The sequence below is a fragment of the Gluconacetobacter johannae genome, assembly GCF_014174305.1.
GTDB classification, from domain to species: Bacteria; Pseudomonadota; Alphaproteobacteria; order Acetobacterales; family Acetobacteraceae; genus Gluconacetobacter; species Gluconacetobacter johannae.
In genome coordinates this window covers 36,110-47,990 of the sequence record NZ_JABEQH010000013.1, presented here as the reverse complement: position 1 = coordinate 47,990, position 11,881 = coordinate 36,110, and the positions used below count along the sequence as shown (strand labels likewise).

Genomic DNA, 11,881 nt, shown 5'->3' with positions numbered 1-11,881 from the left:
AGCCGTGGAAAGCCCATAGTCGAACATGCCGACCGGCCGGACGTAATAAAAATCCGCGTCCCGCGCCAGACGCGGGACGAACGGGCGTCTTCAGTGGGACGGTGGGGCCGTCGGCGCCGGAGGCTGCGCCAGGATATCATGTCCGGCGCCGGTCGAGGCGCCGCGATTCAGCACCGCCAGCGTCAGCGACAGCGCCATGAAGATCGCCGCCAGGATCGAGGTGGTGCGAGTCAGCAGGTTGGCGGTCCCGCGGCCGGACATGAAGGTCCCCATGCCCTGGCTGCTGCCGATTCCCAGACCACCACCCTCGCTGCGCTGGATCAGGACCGTTCCGATCAGGGCGAGGGTGACGAACAGATGCAAAAAGAGAAGGACGGTAATCATACTCGCTTCCAGATGAGACGCCACGTGACGGACCGTTTACAGGTCGACGGCGGCCCGGACAATCGGGAGAAATGTTTCGGCCCGCAGGCTGGCGCTGCCGACAAGCGCGCCCCCGACCTCCGCGATGGGCAGGATGGTCGCGGCGTCGCGCGCATTCACCGACCCACCATAGAGGATCCGGATCGTTTTTCCAGTCGCGCCGAACTGCCGCACCAGTTCGGCGCGGATGAACGCCATCATGTCCGCGATATCCTGGCTGGAGGCCGGGACGCCCGAACCGATCGCCCAGATGGGTTCATAGGCCACGATCCCGGAAAACCCGTCGGGCAGCGACCCTTTGATCTGCCAGCCGATCGCGTCCCGGCATTCGCCCGAAGCCCTCTGGTCCTCGCTTTCGCCCACGCAGACGATGGGCGTCAGTCCGGCCGCCGCCGCGGCCGTCGCCTTTTCCCGCACCGTCTCGTCCAGTTCGCCATGGTCGCGGCGACGCTCGGAATGGCCGAGAATGACGTATTCGACGCCGACATCCGCCAGCATCGCGGCGGAGATATCGCCGGTATGCGCGCCGGACGCTGCCTGGTGGCAGTCCTGCGCGCCAAGAAGGATGCCTGTTCCCTTCAGCATCGGCGCCAGTTGCGCGAGCAGTGTGAAGGGGGGGCAGACCACGACCTGGGGCGCGGAGGGCATGGCGGCCAGCCCCTGCGCCACCTCCGTGACCAGATCGCGCGACGAGGCGCCCAGCCCGTTCATTTTCCAGTTGCCGACGATCATCTGCATCATGTGTCTCGATCCCTCTGCCTGCGTGCCGTCGTTTCGTCCGGTCTTCGACGGTCTTTTCTTTTTCCAGGGGGAGTACCGACCGGATAGGCCACCCTACACCATGCGCGCCACCGCGTGGCAATGCCGCAACGGCCCTAAATCCGCCGCAAGGGCGCGAACAGGGTTCTGGTCAAGCCGCGGTCCTGTCCCTATGGTGCGCGGCCGAAAAGGTGGCCGCCTGCCGGCCCCGACGCCTCTGCCGCTTATGTTCGGATCCTGCATTTCATGATTTCCTTTCTGCGCCATGCCTTCGTCGATTCCTGGCTGGGCCGTGTCATCGCCGGCCTGCTGTTTCTTGCCTTCGTCGGCTGGGGGGTCGGCGACGTGCTGTCGAACATGGGAAGCGAGCGCGCGGACGTCGTGGCGCATGTAGGACCCAACACCATCACGACCGATGCGTTCATGGGGGCGGTGCAGAGTGAAATGCCCCAGGTGGCGCGGCAGATGGGTCTTGCCGACGCATCGCAGATCCCGGTCGCGACGCGGCGGGAAGCGGCCCGGCAGGTCCTGCAGCGCCTTGTCATGCAGTCCGAGGTCGCCTTGTCGGCCGACCGGCATGGCCTGATCGTTCCCGATGACGTACTGCGCGACGAGGTCTTCGGCCTGCGGGACTTCAAGGGGCCCGACGGGCGCTTCGACCGCAAGCTGTTCGATACACGCCTGCGGCAGATCGGCATGACCGAAGGCCGCCTTCTGGACCTGGTCCGGACGGACATCGCGTCCCGCGCCCTGATGGAGCCGATTCGGAACAGCGCGCGCGCGCCGGAGACGATGGTGCGCCGGGCCTTCGATTTCGACGCCCAGACCCGGACGCTCGATCTGGTCCGCATCGCCATCGGCGACCAGTCCGCCCCCACGCCGGACCCCGCGCAGCAGCGCCGGTTCTACGACAATCATCCCTGGCTGTTCCAGACGCCGGAATACCGCCATGCACGGATCGTCGTCCTGTCGCCCGAGACGATCGCCCGTTCGATGGAGGTTCCCGAGGAGGAACTGCATCGCCTGTATGACGCCCAGCAGGCGAAATACCATCTGCCGGAAACCCGGACCGTACAGATCGTGACGGCCCCCGACGAGGCCAGCGCCCGCACGGTCGCGGCCCAATGGCAGGCCGGCGCGACCTGGGCGCAGGTCCAGGCCGCCGCGAAGGGCAGTGCGTCGGTGCAGATGGATGGGGTTCGGGCCGCCTCCATTCCGTCGCCGGCCCTGTCCAAGCTGGTCTTCGCCGCCCCGGTGGACAGCTTGCAGGGCCCCACGCAGACCGATACCGGCTGGGTCGTGTTCAAGGTGACGCAGGTCCTGCCGCCGCACGACACGGACTTCGCCGCCGCCCGGCAGGAACTGCACGACCAGATCGCCCAGGCCCGCGCCGGCGAACAGGTCGGCGTCCGCGTCCAGCAGCTGCAGGACGCCATCGCCGGTGGCGGCCTGGACCGGATTCCCGATACGCTCGGCGCCAGCGCCACCGGCGGAACGCTGGATGCCCAGGGCCGGACGCAATCCGGCGACGCGGCGCCCATTCCCGCGTCGGGCGAGGCCCGCCTGGCGATTCTGGCGCGGATCTTCAGCCAGGCGAAAGGGGCGAATCCCACCCTGGTCCAGGGACCGGACCAGACCTGGTACGCGGTGTCGGTCGACAGCGTAACGCCCGGCCAGATCCAGGCCTTTTCGGCCATTTCGGACCAGGCCGCCGCGGCTTGGCAGGATGAGGCCCGTCGCCATGCGGCAAATGTGCAGGCGACGGATCTGTACCTGGCGGCGAAGACCAAAGGCGGAGTGGCGCTGTCGGCCCCGGCTGCCCAGGTGGTGCACAGCCCGCCGCTGGTGCGCGGCCGCCAGACGACGGGCGTGCCCGACAGCCTGGCTCAGTTGGCCTTCCGGATCGGGGCGATCGGCCAGTCGGTGATGGTCGAGGAGCCCGACGGGTTCTACGTCGCGACCCTGACCGCCATCACGCGTCCCGACCCCTCCACGCAGCCGATGCAGGTCGGCCGCATCCGCACGGGCCTGAGCCAGTCCATCGCCGAGGATATCGAGATGTCCTACGCCATGGCGCTGCAGAATGACGTAAAACCCAAGACCAACATGAGCGCGGTCCAGTCGGTCCTGTCCTCCGTGACCGGCCCCGATGGCGCGGAAGGCACTGTCCGGTGACCCTCTTTTCCGATTCGTCCCGCCCCGCCTCGCCCGACCGCGAGGACGTGCTGTCGGCCCTGGGCCGAGGATGCGCCAGCGTGGTCTGGAGCATCGAGGTCGCCGACCTGCTGACGCCGGTTTCGGCATTCATGCGCCTGTCCCGCCTGGCGGGGGCCAGCGATTCGTCCCCCCCGCGCAACGCTTTCCTTCTGGAAAGCGTCGAGGGCGGCGTGGCGCGCGGGCGCTATTCCGTCATCGGCCTGCTGCCCGACCTGATCTGGCGCTGCCATGACGGCAAGGCGGCGGTCAACGGCGCCCCCGACGACGCGGCCGCGTCCTACGAACCCGTGGCCGGCCGGCCTCTGGACTCGTTGCGGACGATCATCCGGGACAGCCAGATGACGCTTCCCGACGGCCTGCCGCCGATGACGGGCGGCGTGTTCGGCTACCTGGGGTACGACATGGTGCGGCAGATGGAATATCTGCCCGACATGCCGCCGGACGATCTCGGCCTGCCGGAAGGGATCATGATCCGGCCGGGACTGTTCGCGATCTTCGACACCGTCCGCGACGAACTGACCCTGGCCGTCCCCATCCGCCCCCGGGGCGACCGGTCGCCTGAAGAGGCCTGGCAGCGCGCGCAGGACCTTCTGGCGCTGGCGCGCCGGACCTTGTCCGAGCCCCTGGCGTTGCAGGAGATCATGCCGACCTACGCCGGGCCGGTCGATCCACCGCGATCGACCTTCACGCGTGAGGCATTCTGCGACGCCGTCCGGCGGATCCAGGATTACATCGCTGCCGGAGATGCGTTCCAGGTGGTGCCGAGCCAGCGGTTCTCGACCCCATTCACGCTGCCGGCGCTGGCACTGTACCGGGCGCTGCGCCGCATCAATCCGGCGCCGTTCCTGTTCTATCTGGCGCTGGACGGGTTCAGCCTGGTGGGCTCGTCGCCCGAAATCCTCGTGCGCCTGCGCGACGGCCAGGTGACGGTGCGCCCGCTGGCCGGCACCCGCCCCCGTGGCCGGACCGCCGCCGAAGACCGCGCGCTGGAGGAGGAACTGCTGGCCGATCCCAAGGAACGGGCCGAACATCTGATGCTGATCGACCTGGGCCGCAACGATGTCGGGCGCGTGTGCGAGATCGGCTCGGTCCGCGTCACGGAAAAATTCGTGATCGAGCGGTTCAGCCACGTGATGCACATTTCGTCCAATGTCGAGGGCCGGCTGCGTCCGGGGCTGGAAGCGCTGGATGCCCTGGTCGCCGGCTTTCCGGCCGGCACGTTGACCGGCGCCCCGAAGATCCGGGCGATGGAAATCATCGACGAGGTCGAGCCGACGCGCCGCGCCGCCTACGCCGGCTGCATCGGCTATTTCGGGGCCAGCGGCGAGATGGACACCTGCATCGGCCTGCGCATGGCGGTGGTGAAGGACGGCGAGATGCATGTCCAGGCCGGGTGCGGCGTCGTTGCCGACAGCATCCCCGAGGCCGAGTACGAGGAAACCCAGCACAAGGCGCGAGCGCTGTTCCGTGCGGCCGAGGCGGCCGCCCAGTTCACCCGTGGCCGGAACGAGGAATAGGCGATGGGAGCGGCCTCGGCCGTCCCCGTCATAAAATTGCGCCTGTCTTGCGGACAGGCGCAATAAAACGCCTGTTTTCCGCGGATAAACATTATTTCGATCAATTCCCGATCTGCTGTTTGACCGGGCCGAAACGGGAGGTCATCATATCGCCATGATCCTGCTGATCGACAATTACGACAGCTTCACCTTCAACCTCGTCCATTATCTGGGCGACCTTGGAGAGAGGTGCGACGTCCGTCGCAACGACGCCCTGACGGCCGAGGAGGCCCTGGCGCTGAACCCCGAGGCCATCGTGCTTTCGCCCGGCCCCTGTTCGCCGAACGAGGCGGGGATCTGCTGCGACCTGGTCCGCAAGGCCGCGGGCCAGGTTCCCATCTTCGGCGTCTGCCTGGGGCACCAGGCAATCGGCCAGGTCTTCGGCGGCACGGTCGTCCGTTCTCCGGCGCCGATGCACGGCAAGGTCAGCCCCGTCCTGCATGACGGGACCGGCGTGTTCGAAGGGCTGCCCAACCCCTTCCGCGCGACGCGCTATCATAGCCTGACGGTCGATCCGGCAAGCCTGCCGTCCGACCTGATCCCGACCGCCCGGACCGAGGACGGGGTCATCATGGGGCTGCGTCATCGTACCCTGCCCATCTTCGGCGTGCAATTCCATCCGGAAAGCATCGCGTCCGAACATGGGCACGATATCCTGGCCAATTTCATGGCGATCGCGCGGGGCCGTAACACGCCGCGGAAAGCGGCCTGACCCGACCATGGAAAATGCGCCGTCCCTGTCCGTCGATCCGGTCGGAGCGTTTCGGGCCGTCCTGGGCCGCGTGGCGCAGGGCGAATACCTGACCGAGCGTGAGGCCGAACAGGCATTCGGCCTGATTATGGACGGCGGCGTGCCCGACACGCTGATCGCGGCCTTCCTGATGGGCCTGCGCGTGCGGGGCGAGCGGCATGCCGAACTGCTGGGTGCGGTCCGGGCCGTCCGCGCACGCATGCGCGCCGTCGCCCCTGTGCCCGCGGGCACGATCGACGTCTGCGGGACCGGTGGCGACGGGCTGGGGACCCTCAATATCTCGACGGCCGTGGCCTTTGTCCTGGCGGCACTGGGCGTGCCGGTCGCGAAGCACGGCAACCGTGCCCTGTCATCGCGGTCGGGCGCCACGGATGTGCTGGGGGAGCTGGGCGTGCCGCTGTCGGACGACCCGGCAGTCATCAGCGACAGGCTCACCCGGCTGAATCTGGCGTTCATGGCGGCGCCCGCCCATCATCCGGCCATGCGGCACGCGGCCCCGGCACGCGTGGCGCTGGGGATCAGGACCCTGTTCAACCTTGTCGGGCCGCTGTGCAACCCGGCCAACGTGACGCGCCAACTGGTCGGCGTTCCCGATTCTGTCTGGCTGCGGCCGGTCGTCGAGACCTTGCAGCTTCTGGGAAGCGAGCGCGTCTGGGCCGTCCATGGCCAGTGCGGGGCGGGGCGCGGAATTGACGAGCTGACGCTGGCGGGGACGACCGACATCGTGGCGCTCCAGGACGGGCAAATCCATGAGCTGACGCTGGAGCCCGAGGACGCGGGCTTGCGCGCCGCGCCGATCGAAGCGATTACCGGCGGCAGCCCCAGGGACAATGCCGAGGCCCTGGCGGCCATGCTGGCCGGCGCCCATGGCGCCTATCGCGACACGGTCCTGCTGAATACCGCCGCGGCACTTCATGTTGCGGGACGCGGGGAGGTGCTTCACGATGGGGCCATCCGGCCGGCGGCATTGCGGATGCTGGTCGCCGATGCCGCCCGGGTTCTTGATAACGGGGCGGCGCTGGCCGTGCTGAACACCATGCGCGACCGCAATGCCGATACCGTAGAGGGGATTGTGCAAGCTATATGATGAACGACACGCCGACGAATCAGACCGAGGCCGATGGCGGAAACGCACCGGACCCGGACGACATTCCGGACGTCCTGGCACGGATCTGCGCCAGGACACGGGTCGATGTCGCCCAGCGTGCGACGATCATGCCGCTGAAAGACATCACGGCCCGCGCGCGCGAGGTGGATACGCCGACCCGAGGTTTCGGCCAGGCGCTGAAGCAGCGGACGGCAGACCGCCAGATCGGGCTGATCGCTGAAATCAAGAAGGCATCCCCTTCGGCGGGCATTCTGCGCCCCGACTACAACCCGGCGGCGATCGCCGCGCAGTACGAGCAGGCCGGGGCGGCCTGTATCTCGGTCCTGACCGAAGGGTCGTGCTTCCATGGCTGCACCGAGGATCTGGAACGGGTCCGCGACGCGTGCAGCCTGCCGATCCTGCGGAAGGATTTCATCCTGGACCCATGGCAGGTCCATGAAAGCCGCCTGATCGGGGCGGATTGCATCCTGCTGATCCTGGCGGCATTGACCGACGCCGAGGCATCGGAACTGCTGGATGTCGCGCGGGGCCTGGACATGGACGTCCTGGTCGAGGTGCATGACGAGGCGGAACTGAACCGCGCGCTGGCCCTCGATACCGCGCTGATCGGGATCAACAACCGCAATCTCAGGACGTTGAAGACCGATCTTGAGACGACGATCCAACTGACGCCGCTGGTGCCGCCCGACCGGATCGTCGTGTCCGAAAGCGGCATCAGGACGCATGACGACGTTGTCCGCCTCAGCACCATCGGGGCCAGTGGCTTCCTGGTCGGGGAAAGCCTGCTGCGTCACGATCGCCCCGGCGACGCCGCCCGCGCGTTGCTCGGCCTGTCATAAGATGACGGGCGGCGGGAAACTGTCCCACCTTGACGCGGCCGGACACGCCGTGATGGTCGACGTGTCCGACAAGCCGGCCACGGCGCGGCAGGCCCTGGCGCGCGGCCGGGTTTCCATGCGCGCCGAGACACTGGAGCTGATCCTGTCGGGCGGCATGCCCAAGGGGGACGTCCTGGCGGTGTCGCGCATCGCCGGCATCATGGCGGCCAAGAAGACGGCCGATCTCATCCCGCTGTGCCATCCGCTGCCGCTGTCGTCGGTGCGCGTCGGGCTGACGGCGGCCGAGGACGGAACAGGGATCGACATCGAGGCCTGCGTCGGGACCACCGGCCCGACCGGGGTGGAGATGGAGGCCCTGACGGCGGTCAGCGTGGCGGCGCTGACGCTGTACGACATGTGCAAGGCCATCGATCGCGGCATGACGATCGAAGCCGTGTATCTGGAGCGCAAGGCAGGCGGACGATCCGGCCTGTATGAACGAGCCGGGGCAGGGGGGCGACCACCCGGAACGTAGTCGATTGCGGCGATCATGCCCGGCCCGGCGGCAACCGCATGTGGTGACATCTGTTATAACAATAACAAGGGAGCGTTCAGAATGAGCGGGAACCAACACCCCAAGACAGAGGCCGGACGCAACAGTCCGTCGATGAGCGCGGAAGACCTGGCGCGCGCGTTTTATGACATGGTCCTGATCCGGCGGTTCGAGGAACGGGCCGGGCAGCTTTACGGCATGGGGCTGATCGGCGGGTTCTGCCATCTGTACATCGGGCAGGAAGCCGTGGTCGTCGGCCTGCAGATGGAACTGAAGCAGGGCGACAAGATCATCACCTCGTACCGCGACCACGGGCAGATGCTGGCGGCCGGCATGGACCCGCGCGGGGTCATGGCCGAACTGACCGGGCGCGAGGGGGGATATTCCCGCGGCAAGGGCGGCTCCATGCACATGTTCTCGTCCGAAAAGCATTTCTATGGCGGGCATGGGATCGTCGGCGCCCAGGTGTCGCTGGGCATCGGCCTGGCCTTCGCCAACAAATATCGTGGAACGGACGAGGTCTCGCTCGCCTATTTCGGCGAGGGGGCCTCGAGCCAGGGCCAGGTCTACGAAAGCTTCAACCTTGCGGCCCTGCACAAGCTGCCGTGCGTGTTCGTGCTGGAAAACAACCATTACGGCATGGGCACCAGCGTCGAACGCTCCTCGGCCTCGAAGGAGCTGTGGCGCAATGGCGAACCCTGGGGCATTCCGGGCCGCAAGGTCGACGGCATGGATGTCGAGGCCGTGCGCGAGGCGGCGCGCGAAGCGATTACGCATTGCCGCCAGGGCAAGGGACCGTTCCTGCTGGAGATGGCGACCTATCGCTATCGCGGCCATTCGATGTCCGACCCCGCGAAATATCGCCCGCGGAGCGAAGTGGACGAGATGCGGAAAAATCACGACCCGATTGATCGGGTACGCAAGGAACTGCTGGGCATGGGCGTCGACGAGGCCGAACTGAAAGCCATGGAGGACAAGGTGCGGGCCGTCGTGACGGACGCTGCCGATTTCGCGCAGACCAGTCCCGAGCCCGACCCGTCGGAACTCTGGACTGACGTGCTGGTGGAGGGCTGAGCGATCATGAGCACGCAGATCCTGATGCCGGCGCTGTCGCCGACGATGACCGAAGGCAAGCTGGCGCGCTGGCTGAAGAAGACGGGCGATCATGTCGCGGCCGGCGATGTGATCGCCGAGATCGAGACCGACAAGGCCACGATGGAGGTCGAGGCCGTTGACGAGGGGACGCTGGGCGACATCCTGATCGCCGAGGGTACGGAAAACGTCGCCGTCAACACACCGATCGCGAACCTGCAATCCGAAGGCGCCGCCGCCGCGCCGGCATCCGCACCGGCCGCTACCGCCCGGCCTGAGGCCCCGCAGGAACCGGCGCCCCAGGCGTCGGCCCCCAAGCCACCCGCCGCCCCCACGGCCGCGCCCGAGAAGGAATGGGGCGAGACGGCCGAGATCACGGTCCGCGAAGCCCTGCGCGACGCCATGGCGGCCGAACTGCGCCGGGACGAGGACGTCTTCCTGATCGGCGAGGAGGTCGCGCAGTACCAGGGCGCCTACAAGGTGTCGCAAGGGCTGCTGGACGAGTTCGGCGAGAAGCGGGTGATCGACACCCCCATCACCGAGCACGGCTTCACCGGCATGGCCGTCGGTGCGGCGCTGACCGGGCTGAAACCGATCGTGGAATTCATGACCATGAATTTCGCGATGCAGGCCATCGACCAGATCATCAATTCGGCGGCCAAGACCCGCTATATGTCCGGCGGCCAGATGTCGTGCCCCATCGTCTTCCGCGGCCCCAATGGGGCGGCGTCGCGCGTGGGGGCGCAGCATTCGCAGTGCTATGCCAGCTGGTACGGCCATATCCCCGGCCTGAAGGTCGTGGCGCCGTGGTCGTCGGCCGACGCCAAGGGCCTGCTGCGCGCCGCGATCCGCGACCCCAACCCGGTGGTCGTGCTGGAGAACGAGATTCTCTACGGCCAGAAATTCCCGTGCCCGGTCGACGAGGATTTCATCCTGCCGATCGGCCGCGCGAAGATCGAGCGCGAGGGCAGTGACGTCACCATCGTCGCGTTCTCGATCATGGTCGGCACCGCGCTGGAAGCGGCGGCGATCCTGGCCGAGCAGGGGATCGAAGCCGAGGTCATCAACCTGCGGACGATCCGTCCCCTGGATACCGAGACGATCGTCGCCAGCGTCAGGAAGACCAGCCGCCTGGTCTGCGTCGAGGAAGGCTGGCCGTTCGCCGGCATCGGGGCCGAGATCTCGATGCAGGTCATCGAACATGCGTTCGATTATCTCGACGCCCCGCCCGCGCGGGTGGCCGGCGCCGACGTGCCGATGCCCTTCGCCGCCAATCTTGAAAAGCTGGCCCTTCCCAACCCGACCTGGGTGGTGGATGCGGTCCGCAAGCTGGTCTGAGGGAGCGTCGCGATGTCTGTGAATATCCTGATGCCGGCGCTGTCGCCGACGATGACCGAGGGCAAGCTGGCCCGCTGGCTGAAGAAAGAGGGCGAGCACATCCAGTCCGGCGACGTGATCGCCGAGATCGAGACCGACAAGGCCACGATGGAGGTCGAAGCGGTCGATGAGGGTACCCTGGGGCGCATCCTGGTCACCGAGGGCACCGAGGGCGTGAAGGTCAATGCGCCGATCGCCATCCTGGTGGCCGAGGGCGAGGCAGTGCCCGAGGGCACGGCGTCCGCGCCCGCGCCTGCGCCCGTCGCGGCTTCGGCTCCCGCGAAGGCTGCGCCGGCCCCCGCAGCCCCTCCGGCGGCACCGGCCCCCGCGGCATCGGCCCCGGCCCGGAGCGGTACGCGTGTCTTCGCATCGCCGCTCGCACGGCGGATCGCGAAGCTGAAAGGCATCGACCTGTCCGGCGTGAAGGGCTCGGGTCCCAACGGCCGCATCGTCCGGCGCGATGTCGAGGGCGTGTCGGCCGCACCGGCGCCGGCCCCGTCCGCCCCCGTGGCCATCGAGGCCCCTCACAAGACGGTCCCGAACTCCACGATCCGCAAGGTCATCGCCAGGCGCCTGACCGAAGCCAAATCGACCATTCCGCATTTCTACGTGGCGGTCGATGTCGAACTCGACGCCCTTCTGGCGCTGCGGACGCAGTTGAATGCCGCGTCCCCGGCCGAGGGGCCGGAGGCCTTCAAGCTGTCGGTCAATGACATGCTGGTTAAGGCCGCCGCCGTGACGCTACGCCGGGTGCCGGGGGTCAATGCGTCGTACACCGAGGATGCGACGATCCTGTATGACGACGTGGACATTTCCATTGCCGTGTCGATCCCCGACGGGCTGATTACGCCGATCGTCCGCAATGCCGACGGCAAGTCGCTGCGCCAGATCAGCCAGGACGCCAAGGACCTGATCGCGCGCGCGCGGGCGGGAAAGCTGAAGCCGCAGGAATTCCAGGGGGGATCGTTCTCGATCTCCAACATGGGGATGTACGGGGTGAAGGAGTTCTCGGCCATCATCAACCCGCCACAGGCGGCGATCCTGGCCATCGCGGCCGGCGAGAAGCGCGCCGTCGTCAAGGGTGACGCGATCAAGATCGCGACCGTCATGACGGTGACGTTGTCGGTCGACCATCGCGTCGTCGACGGGGCCTTGGCCGCCGAATGGGTATCGACCTTCCGTTCGGTGGTCGAAGCGCCGTTCAGCCTGGTGGTCTGAGGACAGAAT

General features: G+C 67.6%; 11 protein-coding genes. 9 read left to right on the top strand and 2 right to left on the bottom strand.

Annotated elements, in window-relative coordinates:
* Positions 1–90 precede the first annotated feature (90 nt).
* Positions 91–384 (bottom strand): preprotein translocase subunit SecG, encoded by a 294-nt coding sequence (secG, locus tag HLH21_RS10610; protein ID WP_182943732.1) that lies wholly within the window; start codon positions 382–384, stop codon positions 91–93.
* A 36-nt stretch (positions 385–420) separates the two neighbouring features.
* On the bottom strand, positions 421–1,164 hold the full coding sequence (gene tpiA / locus HLH21_RS10605; protein ID WP_182943731.1) for a triose-phosphate isomerase: 744 nt from the start codon (positions 1,162–1,164) through the stop codon (positions 421–423).
* 264 nt (positions 1,165–1,428) lie between these two features.
* Here tpiA and HLH21_RS10600 point away from each other — a divergent pair, with 264 nt between their 5' ends.
* The 9 genes from HLH21_RS10600 to HLH21_RS10560 all read left to right on the top strand — a co-directional run bounded on the left by HLH21_RS10600 (position 1,429) and on the right by HLH21_RS10560 (position 11,872).
* Complete coding sequence (locus HLH21_RS10600; protein ID WP_182943730.1) at positions 1,429–3,357, top strand: peptidylprolyl isomerase; 1,929 nt, start codon at positions 1,429–1,431, stop codon at positions 3,355–3,357.
* Positions 3,354–4,916: an anthranilate synthase component I gene (gene trpE / locus HLH21_RS10595; RefSeq protein ID WP_182943729.1), complete on the top strand. Its 1,563-nt coding sequence runs from the start codon at positions 3,354–3,356 to the stop codon at positions 4,914–4,916. The genes HLH21_RS10600 and trpE overlap by 4 nt, the downstream gene beginning before the upstream one ends.
* 154 nt (positions 4,917–5,070) lie before the next feature.
* Complete coding sequence (locus tag HLH21_RS10590; RefSeq protein ID WP_182943728.1) at positions 5,071–5,667, top strand: anthranilate synthase component II; 597 nt, start codon at positions 5,071–5,073, stop codon at positions 5,665–5,667.
* A gap of 7 nt (positions 5,668–5,674) precedes the next feature.
* Entirely contained in the window at positions 5,675–6,793 is a 1,119-nt protein-coding gene (gene trpD / locus HLH21_RS10585; RefSeq protein WP_182943727.1) for an anthranilate phosphoribosyltransferase, read from the top strand.
* Positions 6,793–7,653 (top strand): indole-3-glycerol phosphate synthase TrpC, encoded by an 861-nt coding sequence (gene trpC / locus HLH21_RS10580; protein WP_182943796.1) that lies wholly within the window; start codon positions 6,793–6,795, stop codon positions 7,651–7,653. Before trpD ends, trpC begins: the two co-directional genes overlap by 1 nt.
* A gap of 1 nt (position 7,654) precedes the next feature.
* Positions 7,655–8,167 (top strand): cyclic pyranopterin monophosphate synthase MoaC, encoded by a 513-nt coding sequence (gene moaC / locus HLH21_RS10575; protein ID WP_182943726.1) that lies wholly within the window; start codon positions 7,655–7,657, stop codon positions 8,165–8,167.
* Positions 8,168–8,248: 81 nt separating this feature from the next.
* Positions 8,249–9,259, top strand: a complete 1,011-nt coding sequence (gene pdhA / locus HLH21_RS10570) for a pyruvate dehydrogenase (acetyl-transferring) E1 component subunit alpha (protein ID WP_182943725.1) — start codon at positions 8,249–8,251, stop codon at positions 9,257–9,259.
* Between the two features lie 6 nt (positions 9,260–9,265).
* Positions 9,266–10,615: a pyruvate dehydrogenase complex E1 component subunit beta gene (locus HLH21_RS10565; RefSeq protein WP_182943724.1), complete on the top strand. Its 1,350-nt coding sequence runs from the start codon at positions 9,266–9,268 to the stop codon at positions 10,613–10,615.
* 12 nt (positions 10,616–10,627) lie between these two features.
* Positions 10,628–11,872, top strand: coding sequence for a pyruvate dehydrogenase complex dihydrolipoamide acetyltransferase (locus HLH21_RS10560; RefSeq protein ID WP_182943723.1), 1,245 nt, complete (start codon positions 10,628–10,630; stop codon positions 11,870–11,872).
* Positions 11,873–11,881: the final 9 nt, after the last annotated feature.